Origin of the sequence: Nocardiopsis camelliae (genome assembly GCF_028993595.1) — a bacterium.
Lineage (GTDB): Bacteria > Actinomycetota > Actinomycetes > Streptosporangiales > Streptosporangiaceae > Nocardiopsis > Nocardiopsis dassonvillei.
On sequence record NZ_CP118614.1, the window covers coordinates 1,460,130 to 1,482,799 of the forward strand.

Consider the following 22,670-nt stretch of genomic DNA (forward strand, 5'->3'; position numbering starts at 1 on the left):
CGTGTAACGCCCAAGACCGACGCGCTTCCCGCGCGGCCCGGCGCCGTGCGTGCGCCGTTCGCCGTTCCCCGTGCGGTGTGGTCCGGGGCCGTGCGCGCCGTTCGCCCTCCCCCGCGTCCCGTCCGGCCCGGCGCCGACACGGCCGCGCGGCCCCCGTGCGGTGTGTCATCCCCCACACACGGCCCGTGCGCTGCTCCGGAACGGGGGCTGGGGTTGGGGCCGCGGACCCGGCTGTGGCAAGGTCTAGGCATCGTTTCCGGCCCGCCCCGCCCGTCTGCCGGGCGGGCGGACGCTCGGGAACACCGGGGCCGTCCGCCGGGAGGCCCGCGCTCCCCCGTGGCCGTGCTGTACCGCCACGGGTCCACGTCTCCTCCTGGCAGCGCCCCAGCCCCCCCACACCCCCTGTCCCGCTGCGTTGGAAAGCCCTTGATGAGACCTCACCCGATCGCCGCCGCGGCCGCGGCGGCGCTGCTGTGCGCTGCCCTCACCTCGTGTTCCCAGGAACCGGAAGCGGAGGAGACCTCGACGCAGCCGCAGACCGGTGCCGCAGCCGAACCGGACGCGGAGGCCGACGAGTCCGGTTCCCCGGCGGAACAGACCCCGGACGAGACTCCGTCGCAGACGCCGGAGGGGGAGCGGGGCGGGCCGGTCGGCTGGGCGGGCGAGCCGCTGGAGCGCGACGGCGAGGAGCACTCGGGCGCGGTCGGCGGGGCGGAGGGGGAGACCGTCACGGCCTCCGACGCCGGGGAGCTGGCCGACCACCTGGCGGCCGAGGAGCCGCTCACCGTCGAGGTCACCGGATCGATCGACCTGGACGGGACGGTGGAGGTCGGCTCGGACAAGACCCTTGTGGGCGTCGAGGGCGGCGCCGAGCTCACCGGCGGGCGCCTGGTGGTCGACGGGGCCAGCAACGTCATCCTGTCCAACCTGCGGGTGGAGGCCGACGGGACCGCGGTGTCCGTGCGCGGCGGAGCCCACCACGTGTGGGTGGACGGCTCCACCTTCTCCGGCGGCGGTGACGACCCCCTCGTCTCGGTGACCGGCGGCGCCGACCACGTCACCCTGTCCTGGAACCACTTCGCCGACGCCGAGTCGGCGCTCGCCGTGGGCGGCGGGGAGGAGGAGCCGGGCGCGCTGCGGGTCACCGTGCACCACAACTACTTCGACGGGACGGCGGGGCGCCACCCCAGGGCGCGGTTCGCCGAGCACGTGCACGTGTACAACAACTACTTCCGGGCCAACGAGGAGTACGGGGTGGAGTCGGTGGACGACTCCAACGTCCTGGTGGAGGGCAACTACTTCGAGGGCACCCGGCTCTCGGTGGCCACCCCGGAGGAGGAGCCCGGCAACGTGGTCACCCGTGACAACCTGCTCGTGGACTCCGCGCAGCCCGACCTGCTCGGCGAGGTCGCCGATCCACCCTACGCCTACGAGATGGACGACACCGTCCGTGTCCCCGACGTGGTCTCGGCGGAGGCCGGGGTCAGCTGAACGAGTGGTACTCGTAGCTCTCCCCGACACCGCTCTCGGTGCGGTAGTCCAGCCTGCGGGGGTACCCCTGTTCGTCGATCCACAGCTCGAACCCGGCGTCCCCGACGGCGGTGAGGGTGTTGCTTCCGCTCTCGGGGTCGTAGCCGCCCAGCATCGCCGTGAACGTGCCCGTGTAGTGGTAGGCGCTGTGCGTGCTGCGCAGCTCCGGCCACTCCAGGCTCACCTCCTCCCGTCCCTCCAGCTCGAGGTCGGTGGAGGTGGCGAGCACCTCGCGCAGCTTGGCCGACCCGTACGTGTGCGAGCACAGGTACCGGTCGGCTGAGCTGGGCGGGTCCAGCAGTTCCAGGCCCCGGTCGGCGGTCATCATGAGCTGGCCGCCGCCCACGTCGTAGCGGTACACGCTCAACCCGTCCGTACTGGAGAAGTAGTGGTCGAACTCCGGTTCGGCCCCGGCGTCGTACATGGCCTGCCCGCGGCCCGAGGTGATCGGGTCGGCGGCGGCCGTGGGACGGGGAGCGGGCGGCTCGGGGAGGGCGTCGGCCGATCCGGCGCCGGGGTCCGGCGCGTCCCGCGGGTCGGTCTCCCCGTCGTGCACGGTGAAGGTGAGGTGGAAGGCCGAGGAGTCCTCCACGAGTTCGACGGCGGCCTCCAGGTAGGCCTCGGCGTCCTCGGGATCGGCCGCGGTACGGGCGGACCCGCTCCGCGGCGGACGGGACTCCGGGCCCTCCGCGACGTCCAGCGGGGGCAGGGGGTCGCCCACGACGAGCCGGGCCACAGCCCATCCGCTGGCGACCACGGCCAGGCAGACCAGCACCATGAGGAGGGAGACGAACCAGTTGGGCCGCCCTCCCGGGGAGGAGGGCTGCTCGTCGGGGTCGGAGGGGTGCGGCATCGACGGAATCGACACGGCCTGGGCCTCGTTTCTGCGGATCTTCGCGCGACCGCCGGGGGACACGGGACGCGGGGGGTTTGCTGATCGTTCTCGTCCGGCACCGGAGTGTGACGGGTGCTACGACGCGGTGACGCAGTGTTCCGTTCGATGGTCCCACGCATGTGATCGCTTCCGACATCGACGAAAGTGAGCACCCAGTCGCGGTGCGGTGACTCCAGGAACGGTGCGAGGAAGTCGAAGGTACGGGTCCGCGACAGCCGTCGCAGGGTCTCCTGGGCGGCGTGCTCCCACAGCAGCCGGACCGCGCTCCGGGCCGCGGCGGAGGCGGCGAAGGTCGGACTGCGGAAGAGTTCGTGCAGATCCCGGCCCTCCAACCGCAGGACGGTGGCCTCCAGCACCCGCGCGTCCAGCAGGCCCAGGAGGGACAGTGCGCAGTCCGTGCGGGCCACCGGGTCGGGGAGGGCTCCGGCCCGCGCGCAGCGCAGGACCGCCTCGGCGGCAGCGGCGGGATCCAGCCTCCAGTCCCCGTCCGGCGCGGGTTCGTGGCCGATTGTGGCCGTGCCGTCACCGGTCCCGTCCGAGGGGTGGGAGGGCGCGTCGCCCAGCGCACGGTGCACGGCTCCCCGCAGCTCCGCGGGGAGCCGTTGCAGCGCCCCGTGCGCGGCGGCCACCACGACCAGGGACAGCACGACCAGCAGCAGTGCGGCGTACTCCAGCAGGGTGTTGCCCCGGTCCACGTGTCCACCTCCTGTCGTTGTCCTGTCGCGTCGTGCCCGCCCACGACCTAGGGCCGCCGGGGGGCGAAGAGCTGGGGCGGCTCCCTCTCGTAGGCGCGCACGCGGCCGCGGATGAGCTCCAGGTGCTCGGGAGGGCACGACCAGCCCTGGCGGGTGAGCGAGTGCAGGATGCGGCGCAGCAGCCGTCCCGGCCGCAGTTGGAGGTCGTACACGCCCGCCGAGACCACCTCCCAGCCCTGCGTCCGCATCGCCGCGTACCGGACCCGGTCGCTCGCCCTGGCCACCGTCGAGGAGTGGAACTCCAGGCTGTCGTACTCCAGCGCCACCCGTTGGTCGGGCCAGCCGAGGTCGGCGTGGAACACGCCCTCGTCGGTGGGGACCGGGCACTGCGGGACGGGAGGAGGCAGGAGCGCCTCCAGGACCAGCACACGCGTCCACGACTCGGCGGGCGACCGGCTCAGCGCGGAGGAGTAGCGCAGAGCGGTGCGCAGCTGCCTCAGCTGCCGCTGGGAGCGGGCCCGCTGGGCGACGCGGAGCAGGTCCCCCTTGGTGACCAGCCCCCGGGAGAGGAAGGCGTCGAGGCGGGCCGTGGCCACGAAGACCGAGGGCGCGCGGGCGGCGACGTCTACGGCCGCGCGCACCGCCGTGGTGACGCGCACGCCCTCCACCACGTCGCGGTCCGCGGCGGGCACGTGCTCCCGGTGGGTGACCACCGGCATGCCGCTGGTGCGTACGCCCCGGGGGACCGCCACGTGCGGGCGGGTGCGTGTGGCGCGGGTGCCCGCCGGGTGCAGGTCCACGCCCCACACGTAGGAGGCGGTCACGTCGCAGACCACCGCGTCGGGGGAGATCGGGCCGACGATCGGCGCGAGCGTGCGCAGCAGGAGGGAACGGTCGGGAAGGGCGTGCTCACGGACTGTCATACCCTCCAGGTTCGAGGGCTCGCGCCGTCCCGGCAAGGCCCTTCCGCCGCCTGTGGACAACCCCCCGGACCCCCGCGCGGGGCGCGGTCACCGCATGGGACCGACGCCCGCCGCCAGGTGGATGTGGTCGATGTGGTTCTGGGTGTTGCTGCCCCTGTCGCCCATGGAGCGGCTCACGGTCGACCAGGGGCCCACCGGGTCCGGGTTCCCACCGGTCGCGTTCCAGATGCGCTGCTCGTAGATGATGCCCTTGACCCCGAGCTGGTGGGAGTTCTGGATCACCCAGTCGATCACCGTGATGGCGGTGGCGTGCATCTGCGGGGTGGGCACCCCGCCCAGTTCCGCCATCATGTAGTCCACCGCCTCGCCGCTGTGGTGGTCGCTGCCCGGCTCGCTGCGCCTACCGCCCGCGGAGAGGTAGAAGCCCGGGAACTGCTGCTGGAGGCGCTCGTGCGCCGCGCACATGATGGGGTGCAGAGACCCCAGCGAGGCGCAGTCCACGCTGGGTCCGCCCCCTCCGACGAAGTCGGGGTTGAAGCTGTAGCGGCCCTCCTGGTCGACCAGGTGCACGTCGATCAGCCGTTTGGCGGAGGCGAGGTCGTTGACGGTGCCGCCGTCGCAGAGCAGTTCTCCCCCGTCGCGGCCGCACTGGTGGGGGATGCGGACGATGGCGATGGCCGAGGCGTTGCCGACGACTGTGTTGGTCTCCTCCTCGCTGCCGTCGCAGACCACGTCGTTCCAGTGCCGGGACCCGTCCTCCTCCAGTTCGCGCTGGCACACGGCGCCGCGCACCTCCACCCGCACGATGTTCCCGCTGCGTCCCATGACGTTGTCGCTGGCGCGGATGTCGGTGAGGACCGCCCCGTTGCTCCGCGCGTACTCCTCGGCGCGCGCCTCGGCGGCCTCCTCGTCGAACCAGGGCATGGGGTAGGCGCCGTCCACGATGTCCTGCGCGGCCCGGTCCTGTAGGGCGCCCACCGCCGCCAGCGCGGCGGCGTCGGCCGCGGTCTGGGTCTGCGAACGCTGGTCGTTGGCGGCGCCCACCCGTACGAACAGCAGGGTGAGCGAGAGCAGGGCCAGGGTGAGCCCGAACAGGAGCAGGACGTTGGCCTGTCCGTCGTCGCCTCCGCCCGGCGCGCGCCGCGGGGACGCAGGGGCGGTGTGGGGGAGGATCCGTCGCAGTCCCATGCCTTTTCCATCAGGGGAGGGGGTGCTCCCGGGAGGAGGGGAGCGCGGGAGGGGAAGGTCCGGAGAGCGTCGCGCGTGGTGAGCACGCGAACACGCCCGGACAACGTCCCGACCAGCGCAGCTTATCCGGGCATGTCGGGAAGCGGTAGGGCCTGTGGACGACCGCGTCCGCCTGTGGGGGCGGTGCGAAAGGTGTTCGGCCTGTTGGGAGGCGACGTGGCGGTGCGGCGGACGTGGGCCCGCGCGTGCCGGGCCACGGAGCCGTACGACTTCGTAGGAATTGTCCGGCGGGTTTCTGGCGAGTGTGGGGCCCATGACGGGTTCCGCACAGGGAGGATGGACCCTGTCCGACGCGTGCCGAGTCGTGGTGCGTGGTCGGATTCGCACCCATTCCACCGCAGAAGAAGCGAAGGCGAGGACATGAGCGCCCGTAAAGCGATGACCCCCGTCGAACAGGACGAGCTCCTCCGCAGGATCGGGACGGACCTGCTCCGGGCGGCCCCCGACGACTGGGTCAAGCTCCGGCTCGTGTACTCCGGACTGGGCGCCTGCGAGACGGCTTTCTTCGAGGTGATGTTCGAGGGAGGCCGCAGCAGCGGCTGGGTCCCGCCGCTGTCCACCCTGGAACGGCTGCGGGAGATCCGCGCGGGGATGTACGCCGAGAGGACGGGCACCTGGTACACGGCCTACTACGAGATCGACCGGCCCGCGAGCTACCGCGTCCGCTACGACTACGAGAACGAGCCGCACTTCGACGAACCGCGGGACGACGCCAGCTACCTGCTCGACCTGGAGCACTTCCCCCGCGACGACGAGCACGTCCCCGCCTGGCTGCGGGACCGGCTGGAGGGCGACCGTGTGCCCGAGACCCAGGACGGCGGATCCCCCTGGAGCCTGCTCATCGCCTCGCGTCCCGAGCCGCGGACGCGGATGTCCCCGGGGGACATGACCCCCGAGGAGATGATGGACACCGTCCAGGAGATCGTGGACCACACCCTGGACGCGGTCCACGGCCCCTGGACGGAGGTCGTCGTGAACTACCGGGGCCTGTTCGGGGTCTCCTCGTCACGGGTGAGTGTGCGCAGACCCGACGGCGGCACGGAGTGGGACCTGCTCCTCCCCGAGGTCGGACGGCTGCTGGACCGGTTGCGCACCGGCATGTACCAGCCGGGCAAGGGCACGTGGTTCACCGCCCGGTTCACGGTGCAGGAGTCGCGGGAGATCGGGGCGCACTTCGACCACGACGCCCCGCCCGAGTTCGACGTCGAACCCGACCCCCGCAACTTCCACCAGGACATCCAGCACTTCCCCCGCGGCGCTGACCACCTGCCCGACTGGCTGCTGGACCGGCTCAGCCTGGCCCAGCGCATGATCCGCACCGGGCAGGCCTGAGGGCTGGCCCCGGTCAGGGCATCCGTCGCCGGACGGCCTCCCACACGTGGACGTCGGCGGCGGTGACCTGGAGGTCACCGGACCCCAGGGGCGTCACGGTCACCGAGCGCACGTACGGGCCGTGGCTCCAGCGGCGCGAGGTGCTGTCCGGGACCGCGGTGGCGCCCAGACGCCCCAGAGCCCCCGGCGGCCCCGCCAGCAGCCGCAGCCGCCACGTGGCCCGGACCGCGCCGGGCCCGTCGTACCCCGTCCCCGTCAGCAGCGGCAGGGAGGCCACCAGACGGCCGCCGGAGGCGGAGCCGCCCTCGGCGCGCAGCGGGAAGCGCCGACCCACGTCGGTGCCGCGCACCACCTCCACGGCGTACTCCGCGCCCTCCGGGAGCGGAGAGGCCAGGCGCACCTCGAAACGCAGGCGGCCCGCGCGGCGCCCCGCCGGGCTCGCCCGCACGACGTCCACCTCCAGGGTGGGCGCCAGCGGCGACGTCACGAGCCCCAGCCGGTCGTTGACCGTGTAGTAGGGGCGCACCCGCGTGCCTCCCCCCTCGCCCCACTCCACCTTCTGGTCCGGGTACCGGATGATCTTCTGGTAGCCCGCCACACCGGACAGGTGACGTCCCACGGTGCACTCGGTCCCGTCGGAGAGCACCAGACGCAGCTCCCACTTCTCCGATTCGCCGTACCGGCCGTGCACCACGACCTCGGGGTCCACCACCGCCGTGAAACGGCCGTCACCGGCCACCGGCGCGGAGAACTCCCGCATGGCCCCGGGAGACGTGCGCAGCCGCACCGCCAGGCGCGCGTGTGCGTCCGGGGCGTCGCGGCCCAGCACCCGGCCCTGCACGGTGATCAGCCCGTCGGCCGACTCCACGTGCTCCACCTCGGCGTGGTGCGCCGAGCGCCGCACGTGCAGCACCAGACGGCCCTTCGCCGAACGGGACGGCAGCACCAGGGACAGGCGCCCGACCCGTTCGGGGGCCAACGGGAACCCGTGCTGGCGGATCTCCACGTCGTGGACGGGGGTCTCCCGGTCGCCGTCGAGCCGCAGCACCTCCCACGTGCGCGCGGCCAGCCGACCGCGCACGGCGTCCACGACCACGCCGCCGCCGTCCGGCTCCAGTTCCACCCGTTTGCCCTCCAGGGTCAGTACCACCCGGTCGGGCGGGTCGGTGAACGACAGCACCGCGGCCCCGTCCCCGTCCACGCGCACCCGGCAGGCGGCGGCCGGTTCGGGGCGCGGCGCGGGCACCGACACCGGCGGCGGAGGCGTTGCGTGACCGGAGAGGTCGGAGAACAGCTCCTCGTGCATCAGCATGACGTTGGCCGGGTCGAAGCGCTCGGAGCCGGTCAGCGCGGCGGACGACATCCGCCGGCGCAGCTCGTCGTCGGCCATCAGCCGGGCCAGCCCCTCGGCGATCCCCGGGGCGGACCGGTTGGGCACCAGCAGCCCGTCCTCGCGGTCGCGGATGATCGACGCCGGGCCGTGCGGGCAGTCGGTGCTCACCACCGGCAGACCCGAGCGCATGGCCTCCACGATCGTCATCCCGAACGGCTCCTCGCTGGAGGTCACCGCCGCGAACGAGCCCTGGGCCCAGGCCTCCTCCACTCGCGGGTGCGCACCCATCAGCCACACGCGGTCCTGGAGCCCGAGCGAGTTGACCAGTCGGACCAGCGCCGAACGCCGGTTGCCGCGCCCGTAGATCCGCAGCGTCCACTCGGGGAACTCCTCGCTGACCATGGAGAAGGCCTGCACCAGGAGGTCGTGCCGCTTGCTGGGGGCCAGCCGCCCGGCGGACACGATGGTGCGGCTGTTGTGCCCGTTGGCGGTGAACGCGGGCGCGGGCACCGAGTTCGGGATGGACAGCACGCGCACCCGCGGCAACGGCATCCGCTCCCGGTACGTGCGCGCGTCCGCCTCGGTCACCGTCACGAAGGCGTCCAGGTGGGGGTAGGCCTCCTCCATCACCCGGCGCAGCGGCTCGGAGTGCTGGTCGTAGGTCAGGTGCTCCTGGCCGACCTTGACCACCCGGCTCGGGGCGGCCCGGGCGATCACCACGTTCAGCCCCGGCCGGGTGCCCACCACCACGTCGGCGTCGGTGGTGGCCAGGTACTCCTCCAGCCGGTCGTCGGTCAGGCGGCTGTGTGTGGGACCGCGCGCGTCCTCAGGCGGGAAGAGCAACGGCGGTACACCGGCCCGTTCCGATCCCTCGTACAGCGGGCGGCCGTCGGTCCCCGTGCCCTGGTCGCCGTCGTACCCGCGGACGTCCACGAGCGGACGCAGGCGCACCTGCGCGGGTACGGGCAGAACGGGCTCGGCGCGGTGCCGGAACACCGAGACGATCTCGACCTCGTGCCGGGCGGACAGCGCCGCCGCCTGGTTGGCGACGGTGCGCACGGTTCCGCCGATGCCGTACATGTCGTTGATCAGATAGGCGATCTTCACCGAACCCCCGTGTGGTCAGTGCCGACCCGTGCCCCCACGAGACGGCGGCGATGCACGTCTTCCACACCAGAGCCCCCGCGGGGGCGGCGTGGGAACGTCCAGGGTACGAACGCTCCGCAGAGAGAAATGCCCCTTATGTCTGATAAGACCCTGGTATTTACTAATTTCTGTGGGTGTTTTGCGGAACCTTAACAAGCCGCGAAGAAGCCGCACCCGGCCCTGTGAGCGGCGCGCGTGTAAGGAGGCGCGGGCGCGGGTCGGCGGGGGAAGGCGGGTTGGGAAGGGGCGGACGGCACCCTCAGTAGGTGCCGGTGTCCTCCCAGTAGGCCCAGGCGGCGCAGGGCGAACCGTAGGCGTCGCCGATGTGGCCGATCCCCCAGGAGATCTGCGTGGACGGGCTCTCCCGGAAACCCTCGGGCATGGAGCCGTGCCTGGCCGGGTTGAACCCGGAGATGCCGTGGTCACCGGTCTCGGTGTTGACGAACGTGTGGTCCCAGTGGGAGACGACGCTCCACAGGTTGCTCAGGCACTCCCACTCGTTCTCGGTCCAGCCGCGGTCCGCGGCCATGCCCATCGCGAGCGCCTCGTTCTCCAGGGCGTTGGAGTTGCCCTGACCCCACTCGTAATCCTCGGGTTCCTCCGGCCGGTCGGCGTCCACCCAGGTCTCGTCGCCGCAGCCGGGGCCCTCGACCAGGCACACCATCTGCCGGACGCCGCTGTTGAAGGTCTGGCTGAGTTCGAGCTGGTAGACCGCGACCATGATCGCCGCGGCCAGCACGGTGACCGCCGCCAGCTCGACGAACGCCGCGCCCCGGTCGCCCCCGGTCCTCCGGGCGGGACGCAACCGTTGCAGGAACCGGCCGCCCCGGTGCCGCCTCGGCGGCCCGTTGCGCTCACCGGACCGCCCGGGCGGCCCGGTGGGAGAGGGCCGTCGGGTGTCCCCGAGCTCGGGGCGGTGGGGAGTGGGCAACGCCGCCTCCTAGGCGATCTGGCTGGCGGTGGACTTCAGGAGATGGGGATGTCCTCGATGGGATCGAAACCGGGGATCTCCACGGAGATGGTCTCCAGGTCGCTCGGAACCGAGTACATGGACCAGTAGCTGACGGTCTCTCCCGGCAGTGCCGTCTCCTGGAGCTGCACCGAATACTCCCCCGAGCACAGGCAGTAGTTCTCGCTGTCCATGACCGGGTGGAACCTGGTCCCGGTCTCGGGGTCGAACGCCGTGATCCCGGCGAAGTTCGGCCCTGAGTACATGTAGGAGTACTGGTTGAACCAGGACAGCACCACACGTTCGTTTCCGGGGTTCCGGATGCTCCAGGTGACGGACAGGAGGGTTCCGCTCTCGTTCCTGCTCACCTCGTTGACCTCGGCTTGCAGTTGACCAGACAGCTCATCCGTTCCGCTTGCGCTGCCGAGTACCTCCAGGTCGCCGCTCTGCGGCGCCGACGCGGCAGTACCTGTTCCCGCGGATGTGACGAACAGGATCGATGCGACTGCGACAGCGAGTGTGGATGACCGGTGAATCTTGTTCATGGCGCTCGCTTATTTCTCGAATGTGACACTGACTCGCCGGTTGCGCTCGCGTCCTTCTTCGGTGTCGTTGTCAGCTATTGGATCGCTGGCTCCGTGGCCCTCGACGTCGAAGGTCACCCCGTCCCTCGTGACCAGTTCGGACAGGACGGACTCGACCGCCTCGGCCCGCTCGAGAGACAGCGGAACGTTGACCGACTCACTGCCTGTGTTGTCGGCGTGACCGTCGACCTGGACGACATCGGAACTCGCGTCATTGATCTCGCTGGCGACCTGCTCGAGGATCTCCTGGGCATCGGAGCTGAGAACTGCGCTGTTCGTCTCGAAAAGCACGTCCGAGGAGAGGAGGATGCTGATCTCCTCGCTGTCCTCGGTCCGTCCTGTCTGGTCTTCGGTGTTGTCCGAAATGAAGGTCAGGTCCAGGATCTCCGGGGAGGCCAGGTCCTCGCTCTCGAGGGTCTCCGACGACTGGCTGATGGGAATGTCCATCAAGGGCGGAGTGAGCGGTGTGGTGACGGTCAGGGACTCCACGTCGTCCGTGACGGGAGACGGGAAGGCAACCCACATCTCCTCTGTCTGGCCGCTGGCTATGTTGCCGTTCCAGGTGGAGCAGAAACAGGAGCCGTCGCTCCTCTCATAACTGAGGAGCCTTTTCTGGTTCTGCGCGTCGATGAGGCTGACCCGGCTGGCCGTGTTCGGCTTGTCGTCCACCGTGAGGCCGAAGTTGAGGATGAAATCGGAGTCGGATTTGTTGGTTACCCCGAAGCGAAGTCTTAATAATCCGGGGGACATGTTCTCCAGCGCGTACACATCAATTTGGAGGTCGTCGCCGATCGCCGTTGACGAGGACGTGCTGCTGGCCAGCACCTCCTGCCCGCCGTTCTCGTCGCTGTTTCCCGGACGTGAAGAAGATGGTGGTTCGGCATCGCCGTTCTGCCCGGCGGAGGAGTTCGCATCCGGGTTGACCACGCACCCTGAAACAAGAAAGGGGAGAGCCACAAGGAGCGAAGCGGGGCGAAGTGTTCCCCGTATCGTTTTTCGTGGGGGAGGAGGGGGCGCGGATTTCATCTATTCTCGCCTGATGGTATCGGTGGGAGCGATTACTCGTACGGAGCGAGGATCTCCGTTATCGCGGTGGTGATCGACTGGCCGATTCTGCTGGGGATGCCGATGGCCAGGATCGCTGCGACGATGCCCGCGACGAGGATGACTATCGCTGCGTACTCGATGAGGGTCGCACCCTTGTCCTTCTCCTTGGAGGTCGGCACAAGGAAGGTGCTCAGCGTCACCCAGAGTTTGGTCAGGCTGTTCACGGGGCTTAACTCCTTGAGGAGGGGGTCTTACGGCACCACATCTTCGCGGTCCTCGAACAGGTGGGGCCCTGCCCGCGGTCCACCGGGGGAGTACGTGGGCGACGCGTGCTCACGGAGTCCCACTATCCGGCATGAACACCGCCGCCATCCCGCCTTCTGACCGGATGTGGCCATCTTCCTTCAGGATGCCCCATGGATCCTGGAACCACACGTTGTCCACAGGGCTGGATGAACGCCCAGGCGGAAGTCGGTGGTCGGGTCGATGCGCGGTCACAGTTCCTCGCCGAGACGGGGTCACGTTTGGTGGTCGGCGGGTCACCATGATGGCACGTGTGCTACGGGGACGCCATGGCCGGACGGCAAATACCAGATCACTGTTGGGCTCTCCAGAACGCCCGGTCCCGGACGGGGACCGGCTTCCGCGCGAAGGCGCCACGGTGACCGGACGGGGCGCGGCGAACGGGGGCGCCCTCGGGACACACCGCTTCGCCACCGCTTCCTCTCCCCCTGGCGCGACGGCCCGGCCCGCCGGTACTTCCCCCGGTTTCCGGCGGCTCGGGTCAGAACCAGGTGCCTTCGGTCGGCATCCCCACAGTCAGGACTCCGATCCTCGAGTGCCTCGTCTCCTCCACGACCCCTCATCCCCGTCCCCGCGAACCCCACTACCTACCCCGACCCCCACGACCCCCGAGACCGAAGACAAGAGGTGGCGGCTTGGACCCCAGCCTGACCCTTCCCCTGGCGGCAGCCCTGATCGTGGGGCTGGTGATCGGAGGCGTTCCGCTCTCCGCGGTCCTGAGGGGCGGATCCGCCCTCAGATCGGCGCTCCGCCGTCCCTCACCCACCGACCACTCCCCGCCCGACCCGGACGGACTCGAACCGAACGAACTGGCCCTGCTCGCGGGAGGTCCGGTCCGCGTCGGGGAGACCGCGGTCATGGACGCTTTCCTGAGCGGCCGCATCCGCCAGCAGCCCGCCGGAGGGCTCTTCACCCTCGTGGGCCCCTCCCGTCCCTACAAGCACGAGAAGGACGGCGTCCGCCGGGAGTTGGTGAAGGTCTTCCGCAAACGCGTCGGCGTCGGTGCCCTGGAGATGCTGCAACGGATCGTCGCGGGCCAAGGCGTGGAGAAGCTGCGCACCAGCCTGGCCGAGTCCGCCCTGATCGTCGACTCCCCGTGGCTGCGCCGGGCGCTGCGGCGCCGGGAGAGGGCTCCGAAGACGATCCGGCGGATGCGTTTCCTCGCGATCCTGGCCTCCGCCACGGGCGCGGCCGTGCTCTTCCTGGTGGAGCCGGGCGCCGCCGCGCTCGGCCTCCTCGTCGCGGGGCTCAGCGCGCTGGCCGCCCTGGTCGCCGCCCAGGTGGTCATGGCGGCCACCGGCGGCCCCACACTCAGCCCCAACACCCCCGCGGGGAACGCGGTGCTGGAGCTGGCCCGCCGGAGGTACGGAGCCCCGGAGGCCGGATCCACCGGGGCGGCCTCCGCCGGTGCGCACCCCGCCGGGGCGATGTCCCGTGACCACGCGGTCCGGCACACGGCGGTCACGGGCTTTCGTTCGCTGCGCGCGTCCGCGTCCCGCCAGTCGGTCAGGAGGGCCGGGTCGGACCACGAACCCGCGCAGGTCCAGCAGGACCCGGTTCCCGTCGCCGTCCACACGGGCGGCGGCGAAGGCCCGGGCGATACCGGAGGCGCGGGCGGCGCGGACTCCGAATCCGTCACCCTGGAGAGCCTGTGCCTGTTCGCGGAACTGTGCCAGGGGCCGGGCGGTTCCGACGACCGGTCGGTCGGCCTCGAGGGCTGGGGCGGTGACTTCAGCCACTACGGTGACGGAGGCTGGGGAGGCGGCGACGCCGGGTCCGGCGACAGCGGCACCGGTGGCGGCTGGGGAGGCGGTGGCGACGGCGGCGGTGGCGGCGGGGGAGACGGCGGTGGTGGCGGAGGCGGCTGAACCCCTCCACCCGAACGCTCCCGTCCGGCCCGGAGCCTCACCGTGCTCCGGAGCCAGGAACCGGGCGGGGTTCTACGCGAACCCCGCCCGGCACTCCCGCACCGGGAAGGCGGCGCCACTGCCTGCCCACAGATTCGGCGCCGCCACCCTTGACCGTCTCCCTGTGCGGAGAGGTGGGGTCAGCCCTGGTCCGGACGCTTGAGGTCGGCCAGTTCCGCCAGCAGCTCGAACGAGCGCAGGCGAGCCTTCTGGTCGTAGATCATCGACGACACCATCAGCTCGTCCACGCCCGTGTCAGCGACGAACAGATCGAGCTTGCGACGGACTGTTTCCGGGGAACCCACGAACGAGTAACGAAGCATGTGGTCCAGTCGTTCCTTCTCCCCCGGACGCCATGCGGTGTCCAGGTTCTCCACCGGCGGGCGCAGCCGTCCCCGCGCACCGCGCAGGGTGCCGAGGAAGGCCTGCTGCATCGTCGTGAACAGGTGCTGGGCCTCCTCGTCCGTGTCGGCGACGAAGGCGTTCACCCCCGCCATGGCGTACGGCTGCTCCGACTGCGGTGAGGGGCGGAAGGCCTCCCGGTAGGCCTTCAACGCCTCGTACAGCGCGTCCGGGGCGAAGTGCGAGGCGAACGCGTAGGGCAGGCCGAGCTGCGCGGCCAGCTGGGCGCCGAAGAGGCTGGACCCCAGGATCCACAGCGGTACCCGCAGCCCCTCACCGGGGATGGCGCGGACGGGCTGGCCGGGCTCGGCGGGCTCGAAGTAGGCCTGGAGCTCCTGCACATCGTTGGGGAAGGTCGCCGAGGCGCTGTGGTCGCGGCGCAGCGCCATCATCGTGCGGGGGTCGGTGCCCGGCGCGCGGCCCAGGCCGAGGTCCACCCGTCCCGGGTAGAGCGACTCCAGCGTGCCGAACTGCTCGGCGATCACCAGGGGCGAGTGGTTGGGCAGCATGACACCGCCCGCGCCGATCCGGATGGTGGAGGTCCCCTCGGCGATGAAGCCCAGGGAGACGGACGTGGCGGCGCTCGCGATGGCCTGCATGTTGTGGTGCTCGGAGAGCCAGAAACGCTTGTAGCCCAGCCGCTCCGCGTGCTGGGCGAGTTCTCTGGCGGAACGCAGCGCGTCACCGGGCGTGGACCCCTCGGCGATGCTGGCGTGGTCGAGCACCGACAGCGCGACGTCGGACATGGTGGCTCTTCCCCCTGTTGCGTGGCGGGTCCGGCTGCGAGGCCGTGACGGGAGGATCGATCCGCGTCCCCGGTCGGCCTGCGCGTTCGATATTCGACGAACATCGAATTACGAAGGTACACTTCCGACTGTCCATGAGCCAAATCTCGCCTGGTCCCGGCCGGGCGCCGCATGAGGAGGACCGCCTTGGCTCCCAGGGAGCACGCGCACCCCGCGCTCCACGAGGTGGAACTGGTCACGGTTCTCGCCGCGCTGGCCGAGCCGACCCGGCTGCGGATCGTGCGGATGCTCGCCGACATGGACGGGGAGCACGCCTGGAAGGACATCGACCTGCCCATCGCCCAGTCGACCCTGAGCCACCACTTGAAGATCCTGCGCAACGCCGGTCTGGTGCAGAACCGCACCGAGGGGACGAGGTGCTTCATCTCGCTGCGCGACGAGGAGCTGGAGGGGCGCTTTCCCGGTCTGCTGGAGTCGGTGCTGGCGTGCCGCGACGCCACGGCCCCGCGCTCCGAAGAGAAGAGCGCCTCCGCCCGGTAGGCGTGGGCGCGCGGAGTCCGAGCCGCCGCCGACCACGGAGCGATGTCCGGTTCCTGATCGCCCGGTACCGGGCGCGTGACTCGCGTCCCGGAAGGCTCGTGGACCGACCCGACACGGGGTATGCCCGGGAATGTACGGTCGGTACAGGTCTACGCAACCATGGGTCGGCGGTCCAGGCAGCGCGCGTTCCCCCGGCCCAGGAGAGTGGAAGGCGCCCCCCATGGCCCCGAACCCGCCAGCCTCCCTTCCGGCGCACGTGCGCCCGCTCACCGTGGGCGATCCAGCCGAGATCGGCGGCCACCGGTTGATCGGCCGCCTCGGCGGCAGCACCATGGGCGTGGTCTACGCCGCCGTGTCCCCGGACGGTGAGGCGGTCGCCCTCAGGGTCGCCCACGCCGAGTGGGTTCCGGCCGCTGACCCCGACCGCACGATCACGCTCCTGCGCCGGTCCGTCGGGGTGTGCGCCGTGGGCGTCAACGCCAGCGGAACCTTCCGCGGACGGCCGTGGGCCTCGGTCCAGTACCTTCCCGGCCCCGACCTGGCCCGCTGCGTGCGCGAGGACGGATCCCTTCCCGAGCCCGCCCTCCTGGTGCTGGCCGCCGGAACCGCCGAGGCGCTGACCTCCGTCCACGCCGCGGGCGTACCGCACGGGGACGTCAAACCCGGAAACGTCGTCCTGACCCCGGAGGGCCCCCGGCTCGTGGACCACGGGATCGCCCGCCGGGTGGACGACGCGGACTCCCTGACCACCGCGGGCAGCGTCGGCTGGCTGGCCCCGGAGCGCTACGCGGGCGCGCTGCCCGACACCGCCTCCGACGTCTTCTCCTGGGCCTGCCTGGTGGTGTTCGCCGCGACCGGGCACGCCCCGTTCGGTACGGACGCCGCACCGCCGGAGGCGGCCCGCCGGGCAAGGGAGGACACCGTGGACCTCGCCGACGTCCCCGAGGGGCTGCGCCCCCTGCTGGCCCGGGCGCTGTCGGCGGACCCCGGTGGGCGCCCCGCCGCGGAGGAGGCCTACCTGGAGTGCCTAGTGCTGGCGGGCGTGGAGGACAGCGCCACCCCCGACGTGTGGGCGGACCGGCTGCGCGCGCTCGTCCGCGCCCACTGGCCGCGCGTGGACGCGGACCGCGGCCAGCCGGCTGCGTGGATCAGCTCCGCCCTGCACATGGCGGAGCGGGAGGCCGAGGCCGCGGGTTCCGAGGCCTCCCCACGGTGGGGCCTGCGCGCCCGCGGCCGCGGAACCCGGGACCGGGCGACCGGGGCCGTCCGCGACGGTGGGACCGGTGAGCGCGAGCCCGGTCCGCGCGCGACCAGCGGGCAGGCGGCCGACGGGCAGGCGACCGGCAAAAGGGCGAACGGCGGGCGCTCGCGAGGGCGACGCCGCGCGCGAGCCGGGCGCCGGCTCCCCGTCCTGGCGGTCGCCGCGGCCGTGCTCCTGGCCGTGTCCGTCGGCGGCGGCTCCCTGCTCCTGAACGCCCTGTCCGGTGAGTCCGGCACCACCACGGCCGACTCCGGCTCCGGGACGGACCGGGCCGCCGCGGGGGACCGGCCGACCGGCCCCCTCGGCGGAACGGAACTGGTGTCGGCCTCGCTCGACACCCTCCTGGCCGCGGACTCCTTCGAGCTCACCCTGCTCACCCACGCCGGGAACGGAGAGGGCCACGGCCAGCCGCTTCCCACCGGCACCGACCCCACCCTCTTCGACCGGGTGCTCTACCAGGCGGGACCGCCGGAGGCGCTGCGCTGGACCAGTACCGTCAGCGGCGCACGCACCAGCGACCTGCTGATGGTCGACGGCGACCTGCTGCGCGCGGAGAACTCCGCCTGGAACGCGACGCCGACCTGGTACGCGGCCGAGCCGGGGCTGACGGAGGAGGTGTTCTCGCCCGCGGAGGTGGTCGCACCGCTCGTCCGCGCGGTGGAGGAGGGGACCGTCACCGGGGAGGAGGAGGTGGTCCTCGCCGCGCCCCCGCCCGCCCAGGACGCCTTCGGCCACCTGGGCGGCGAGGCCCCCGACGGCGTGCCCGCGATCCGGGTGGCGGGCACGTTCCCCGCCGGGGGAGGGCCGGGGGAGGCGGCCACGGCGTTCGTCCTGGTCGCGACAGAGGACGGAGTCCCGCTGAGCTTCGCCACGGAGGGCGCCGGGGGAGGGCCGCTCAACGGACGTCCGGTGCCGGAGGGGGTTCCGGTCTCGTTCCTGGACCCCGCCGCCCCCGAACCGGAGCGGTGGTACACGCGGTACACGTTCGTGGAACTCGGCGGAGCCCCCGACCCGGGCGTCCCCGATCCCGGACAGGTCCGGCCCGCCGCTCCCGCGCCCGTCGGCGACTGAGCACGGGAGCCGGTCGGGCGGCCTCCCCGCTCACCTGTGGCGCCTTCCCGCCCGATGGTGTAGGTTCGCCACCGTGTCGCGTGCCACCGACCACAGAGCAGTGGGCCGGTCGGTAGGTATGGAGGCACCTCGACATCCGGGGAGCGCACTGTGAGCACACACACCGCGGACCGCGTCTAGCCGTTCCGACGGCGTCGGCCCAAGCCGCGCCCGAACGCGCCCAGACCCCTCGCGACCTCCCCGGAGTCCTCTTCCGGCCCGGCCACACCCGGGCTCCCTGTCACGTCCACCCGCCGCCCGTGCGCCCACGCGCCCGGGCCGCCGCGGGTGCCTTCGGGGACGGTCGCGCCCATGACCACCATCCCGAAGGAGACCTGTGACCGAAAACCCGCACGTCCGGACCGCCGAACCCCACGTCAGCGACTTCAACCTCCCCGTCGTGGAGGAGTTCCGCGCCAACGGGGGCCGCGTCGGCGGCATGTTCGAGGGCGGCGACCTCCTGCTGCTCACCACCGTCGGGGCCCGCTCCGACCGCGAGCACACCACCCCGCTCGGCTTCGTCCGCGTCGACGGCCGCGTGCTCGTCGTCGGTTCCGCGGGCGGCTCGGACCGCCACCCCGACTGGTACCGCAACGTCCTCGCCCACCCCATGGTGCGCGTGGAACTGGGCACCGAGACGTTCGACGCCGTCGCCGTCCCCGCCGAGGGCGCCGAACGCGACCGCCTGTTCGCCGAGTTCGTCCGCGCGGACTCCGGATACGCCGACTACCAGGCCGGAACCGAGCGGGTCCTGCCGGTGGTCGCCCTGGACCGCGTCCACGCGGACGGACCCGCCGAGGTCGCCAACCTCGCCGACAAGCTCGTGGAGATCCACACCTGGCTGCGCGGCCAGCTCGCGCACGTGCGCACCGAGGCCGAGGCCCACCTCGCCGAGCGCGCCGCCGTGGCGGACGGGGACGGCCCGCCACCGCTGGGACTCAGCCTCCAGCTGCGCCAGCACTGCCTGGCCTTCTGCGAGTCCCTGCACTTCCACCACACCAGTGAGGAGTCCGGTGTCTTCCCGGCGCTGGGCCGACAGGCCCCTCACCTGGAGGAGGCGCTGCGGCGGTTGTCGGAGGAGCACCGCACCGTGGACCGCGTCCGCGGTGAGCTGGAGGCGCTCATCTCCGACCTGTCCACGGCCGACCCCGAGCGCTTCCGCGCGGAGCTGGACCGGATGGCCCGGGAACTGGAGGCCCACCTGGACTACGAGGAGGCCCAGCTGATCCCGACCCTGGCCGAGATTCCGTTCCCGCCCACCGGCCCGGCCTAGAGACCGGCGGGAGGGCCCGGTTCCGCCGCTCGCGCACCTCGGGGAGCGGCGGAACCGGAGGTCTTCGGGGTCCGCGGGGAACCTCCGCCGCGCCCCGCGGCCACCGGCCGCCTCCGGGAGGGCGGCCTGCGTACCCCTTCCCCGTACCTCGGGGAGGGGGCCGCCCTGGTCAGCCGCCCAGGATGAGGCCGAGGTTGACCTCGGTGCCCAGGAACATCGACCCCACGATGAGGATGAGCAGGCCCGGAAGCAGGGTCACCGCGGTCACCATCGTCACCCGGGGGTTCATCCGCTGGGCCTTGCGGCGCATGTACTGGGCGTCGGCGCGCCGCATGTCCTGGCTGATGGCGACCAGGGTGTCGCTGAGCGGGGCGCCCAGCTCCTCCGCCTGCTGGATCGCGGTCACGAACTTGCTCAACGACTCGTTGCGGTTGCGCCGGCGCAGCATCTCGAACGCCTCCCGCCGCGAGGTGCCCAACTCCATCTGCTGGAGGGCCAGCGCGAACTCGTCGGCGAGCACTCCCGGCATCGACTCCGCCACCCGGGCCACCGCCGCCCGGAACGACATCCCGGCGCTCACCGTCACCGCCAGCACGTCCAGGAAGTCCGGCAGCTGCGACTGCACCTTGTCGCCGCGCTCCTGGCCCTGCACGTACAGGCTCAGGTCGGTCAGTCCCATGAAGGCCAGCACAACCAGCCCGACCAGCGGGTTCCCCGAGGCGAACATCAGCAGGCCCAGGGTGCCGTACAGCGCCACCTCGCCGACCTTGCGCCGCAGGTAGCGCTCCAGGGTCAGCCCCTCCGGCCTCCCCGCCGCCTCGATGCGCTCGGAGACGGAGATCAGGCGGCGCTGGCTCAGCGACGCGTGCAGCGAGCGGGCGAACGGCCGTCCGATCGCCTCGGTGATCCGGTGCAGCACGAACGTGTCGTCGGACCGGACCCGCGTCGGGCGCGCGGCCGGGTCGTCCACCCGCACCCGGGTCTGCGACATCATCAGGTACAGGCCGTAGCACGCGACCAGCACGACCAGCGCGCTGGTCAGAGCGGCGGCGAGCGGCACCAGCAGGGAGAGGGGGGCGTTCATCGGGGAGCGGTCCTCACAGGTCGAACTTGGTGATGCGGGACACCAGCACGAAGCCGATGGCGAACAGCGCGGCCACCACCAGCAGCACCGCCACCCCCGCCACGGACGTGGTCATGACGCGCATGATGCCCGGCTCGATGGCGTTGATCAGGAACAGGGCGCCCACCGACATGAACCCCAGCGCCCACACGGTGCTCGTGGTCTCGCTGAGGATGGTCTGCACCTCGCGCCGGGTCTCCTTGCGGTTCTCCAGGGTGGTGGAGATGTTGCGCAGCGCCGTGACCAGGGAGCCGCCCGAGCGCGAGGCCACCACCAGCGTGGACAGCAGGACCCCCAGCTCACGGGAGGGCATGCGCTCGCGCAGCTCCGCGACGGCCTCCTCGAAGCTGGCCCCCAGCTTCATGGACTCGGCCATGCGGCTCAGCTCCTCGCCCGCGGGCCCGTCCAGCTCGTCGGCGGCCATCGCCACGGCCGTGGGCAGGGCCAGGCCCGCCGAGGTCGCGTTGCCCAGCACGCGGGCCAGGTCCGGCAGCTGGGAGGTGAACTCCTCGCGCCGCTTGGCCTCGGCGCGGTTGAGGTAGGAGAAGAACAGGAACGCCACCCCGGCCGCCGCCAGCAGGCCGAAGAAGGGCGCCAGCACCTGCCAGACCACGACCACCGCCAGCAGCGAACCGCCCAGCAGCGCGAGCACGAACGTGGACAGGCGCACGTCCGCGCCCGACCGGGCGATCCTGCGGTACAGCCGCCCGCCCCACTGGGTGCGGTAGATGGCCGCGTCCAGCCGCGCCATGGGCGTGGACGCCTCGTACTCGGCCTGGTCCAGGGCGCTGCGGGCGGCGATCAACCGCCGGTGCTGTGCGCTGGACACGAACTCCCACAGCGCCCACAGCGCCAGGGCCAGCACCACGGCCAGGCCGCTGAGGATCGCCACGAACTGCCAGGTCACCGGAGCTCCATTCCGATCGGGGGACGCGCCCGCCGGGGCGCGGGGGAGGGCCTCACCAGCCGTTGCGGGGGCGCTCGTCGGTGACCACCCCGAAGGCCGCGGGGATGGCCTCGCCCACGTGGTAGATCCGCCCGGCGATGTGCCGGGGCAGTGGGAAGTGCCGGAACTCGCCCTCCACGGCCCGGTTGGGGCCCATGGGCAGGGCGGAGAACTGCATCACCGGGTCCAGCCGGAACTCCTCGCGCCGCCGTGAGGAGACCACCGCGATCTCGTTGACCCGCCGGGACCCGTCCGGCCACCGGCCCAGGTGCACGATGGCGTCCACCGCGTTGTTGATCTGGTCGCGGATCGCCTCGTAGGGCACGTTGACGTCGCTCAGGGTGGCCAGGGTCTGCAAGCGGTGGATGGCGTCGTCGGCCGAGTTGGCGTGCACGGTCACCAGCGACCCGTCGTGGCCGGTGTTCATGGCCTGGAGCATGTCGATGGTCTCCGAGCCGCGCACCTCGCCGACGATGATGCGGTCCGGGCGCATCCGCAGCGCGTTGCGCACCAGGTCGCGGATGGCGATCTCGCCCCGGCCCTCGATGTTGGGCGGTCTGGACTCCAGGCGCACCACGTGGTCCTGCATCAGCTGGAGCTCGGCCGAGTCCTCGATGGTGACGATGCGCTCGTCGGAGGGCACGAACGCCGACATCGCGTTGAGGAAGGTCGTCTTTCCGGTACCGGTGCCGCCGGACACCACGATGTTGAAGCGGGCCCGCACCATCGCCGCCAGCAGGATGCCGGTGGGCGAGTCCAGGCTCCCCATCCGCACCAGCTCGTCGATGGGGTAGGGCTTGGGGAAGCGCCGGATGGTCAGCACCGGGCCCGACAGCGACAGGGGCGGGATGATCACGTTGACGCGCTCGCCGGTGGGCAGCCGCGCGTCCACCATCGGCGAGGACTCGTCCACGCGGCGGTTGACCAGCGACACGATGCGGTCGATGGTCTGGTAGAGCTGCTCCTCGCCGTTGAAGGCGGCGTCCACCCGCTGCATCCGGCCGCCGCGCTCGATGAACACGTTGTCGGGGCCGTTCACCATGATCTCGGTGACGGTCTCGTCGGCCAGCAGCGGCTCCAGGACGCCCAGGCCCAGGGCCTCGTCCACGACCCGGCGGATGAGCGCCGAACGCTCCCGGTCGGAGAGCACCGGGCCCTCGCGGGTGAGGATGTGCCCCACGACCTTCTCCAGGCGCACCCGGCGCTGGGCCAGGGTCAGCCTGGTGAGGTCCTCCAGGTTGATCTCCTCCAGCAGGCGCCTGCGCCAGTGCGTGACGCTGCTGCGCTCGGAGCGCCCCTCGACGGCGCGGTCCTCCTCCAGACGGTCCTTCAGACCCATGGCCCTGCTCTCCTTCCCCCCGGGGCCGGCGCGGCGGG

General features: G+C 72.0%; 18 protein-coding genes. 6 read left to right on the forward strand and 12 right to left on the reverse strand.

Annotated features, from left to right (window positions below; genetic code table 11):
- Positions 1-429 precede the first annotated feature (429 nt).
- The gene (locus tag PV789_RS06630; RefSeq protein ID WP_274976597.1) at positions 430-1,491 is read left to right on the forward strand and encodes a pectate lyase family protein; all 1,062 of its coding nucleotides are present in this window, start codon (positions 430-432) and stop codon (positions 1,489-1,491) included.
- Here PV789_RS06630 and PV789_RS06635 read toward each other — a convergent pair.
- From PV789_RS06635 to PV789_RS06645, 3 genes are all read right to left on the reverse strand, one after another.
- Positions 1,484-2,383, reverse strand: coding sequence for a hypothetical protein (locus tag PV789_RS06635; protein ID WP_274976598.1), 900 nt, complete (start codon positions 2,381-2,383; stop codon positions 1,484-1,486). The two genes, PV789_RS06630 and PV789_RS06635, sit on opposite strands and share 8 nt — an antisense overlap.
- A 784-nt stretch (positions 2,384-3,167) precedes the next feature.
- Positions 3,168-4,043: a type IV toxin-antitoxin system AbiEi family antitoxin gene (locus PV789_RS06640; protein ID WP_274976599.1), complete on the reverse strand. Its 876-nt coding sequence runs from the start codon at positions 4,041-4,043 to the stop codon at positions 3,168-3,170.
- An 87-nt stretch (positions 4,044-4,130) separates the two neighbouring features.
- Positions 4,131-5,231 (reverse strand): VldE C-terminal domain-containing protein, encoded by a 1,101-nt coding sequence (locus PV789_RS06645; protein WP_274976600.1) that lies wholly within the window; start codon positions 5,229-5,231, stop codon positions 4,131-4,133.
- 420 nt (positions 5,232-5,651) lie between these two features.
- Between PV789_RS06645 and PV789_RS06650 the strand changes: the two genes are divergently transcribed.
- Positions 5,652-6,623: a hypothetical protein gene (locus tag PV789_RS06650; RefSeq protein ID WP_274976601.1), complete on the forward strand. Its 972-nt coding sequence runs from the start codon at positions 5,652-5,654 to the stop codon at positions 6,621-6,623.
- Between the two features lie 13 nt (positions 6,624-6,636).
- On the opposite strand, the gene PV789_RS06655 is transcribed toward PV789_RS06650, so the two are convergent.
- The 5 genes from PV789_RS06655 to PV789_RS06675 all read right to left on the reverse strand — a co-directional run bounded on the left by PV789_RS06655 (position 6,637) and on the right by PV789_RS06675 (position 11,906).
- Positions 6,637-9,063, reverse strand: a complete 2,427-nt coding sequence (locus PV789_RS06655) for a glycosyltransferase family 4 protein (RefSeq protein ID WP_274976602.1) — start codon at positions 9,061-9,063, stop codon at positions 6,637-6,639.
- Positions 9,064-9,361: 298 nt separating this feature from the next.
- Positions 9,362-10,033 (reverse strand): aggregation-promoting factor C-terminal-like domain-containing protein, encoded by a 672-nt coding sequence (locus PV789_RS06660; RefSeq protein ID WP_274976603.1) that lies wholly within the window; start codon positions 10,031-10,033, stop codon positions 9,362-9,364.
- 35 nt (positions 10,034-10,068) lie between these two features.
- A complete protein-coding gene (locus PV789_RS06665; protein ID WP_274976604.1) occupies positions 10,069-10,596 on the reverse strand; it encodes a hypothetical protein in 528 nt (175 codons plus the stop codon).
- A gap of 9 nt (positions 10,597-10,605) precedes the next feature.
- Positions 10,606-11,562, reverse strand: a complete 957-nt coding sequence (locus tag PV789_RS06670; protein ID WP_274976605.1) for an OmpA family protein — start codon at positions 11,560-11,562, stop codon at positions 10,606-10,608.
- 131 nt (positions 11,563-11,693) lie between these two features.
- Positions 11,694-11,906 (reverse strand): hypothetical protein, encoded by a 213-nt coding sequence (locus tag PV789_RS06675; protein WP_274976606.1) that lies wholly within the window; start codon positions 11,904-11,906, stop codon positions 11,694-11,696.
- A gap of 714 nt (positions 11,907-12,620) precedes the next feature.
- Between PV789_RS06675 and PV789_RS06680 the strand changes: the two genes are divergently transcribed.
- Complete coding sequence (locus PV789_RS06680) at positions 12,621-13,853, forward strand: DUF2207 domain-containing protein (RefSeq protein WP_274976607.1); 1,233 nt, start codon at positions 12,621-12,623, stop codon at positions 13,851-13,853.
- Between the two features lie 179 nt (positions 13,854-14,032).
- Here the strand turns inward: PV789_RS06680 and PV789_RS06685 are convergent, their stop codons facing one another.
- Complete coding sequence (locus tag PV789_RS06685) at positions 14,033-15,040, reverse strand: LLM class flavin-dependent oxidoreductase (RefSeq protein WP_274976608.1); 1,008 nt, start codon at positions 15,038-15,040, stop codon at positions 14,033-14,035.
- A gap of 186 nt (positions 15,041-15,226) precedes the next feature.
- Between PV789_RS06685 and PV789_RS06690 the strand changes: the two genes are divergently transcribed.
- From PV789_RS06690 to PV789_RS06700, 3 genes are all read left to right on the forward strand, one after another.
- Complete coding sequence (locus PV789_RS06690; protein ID WP_274976609.1) at positions 15,227-15,580, forward strand: ArsR/SmtB family transcription factor; 354 nt, start codon at positions 15,227-15,229, stop codon at positions 15,578-15,580.
- A 220-nt stretch (positions 15,581-15,800) separates the two neighbouring features.
- Complete coding sequence (locus tag PV789_RS06695; RefSeq protein WP_274976610.1) at positions 15,801-17,912, forward strand: serine/threonine protein kinase; 2,112 nt, start codon at positions 15,801-15,803, stop codon at positions 17,910-17,912.
- A 376-nt stretch (positions 17,913-18,288) separates the two neighbouring features.
- Positions 18,289-19,224, forward strand: coding sequence for a nitroreductase/quinone reductase family protein (locus PV789_RS06700; protein ID WP_274976611.1), 936 nt, complete (start codon positions 18,289-18,291; stop codon positions 19,222-19,224).
- A gap of 169 nt (positions 19,225-19,393) precedes the next feature.
- Here the strand turns inward: PV789_RS06700 and PV789_RS06705 are convergent, their stop codons facing one another.
- The 3 genes from PV789_RS06705 to PV789_RS06715 are packed head-to-tail and all read right to left on the reverse strand — an operon-like array spanning position 19,394 to position 22,632.
- The gene (locus tag PV789_RS06705) at positions 19,394-20,308 is read right to left on the reverse strand and encodes a type II secretion system F family protein (protein WP_274976612.1); all 915 of its coding nucleotides are present in this window, start codon (positions 20,306-20,308) and stop codon (positions 19,394-19,396) included.
- 13 nt (positions 20,309-20,321) lie between these two features.
- Positions 20,322-21,254 (reverse strand): type II secretion system F family protein, encoded by a 933-nt coding sequence (locus PV789_RS06710; RefSeq protein ID WP_212641132.1) that lies wholly within the window; start codon positions 21,252-21,254, stop codon positions 20,322-20,324.
- Between the two features lie 52 nt (positions 21,255-21,306).
- Positions 21,307-22,632 (reverse strand): TadA family conjugal transfer-associated ATPase, encoded by a 1,326-nt coding sequence (locus PV789_RS06715; RefSeq protein WP_212641131.1) that lies wholly within the window; start codon positions 22,630-22,632, stop codon positions 21,307-21,309.
- Positions 22,633-22,670 lie beyond the last annotated feature (38 nt).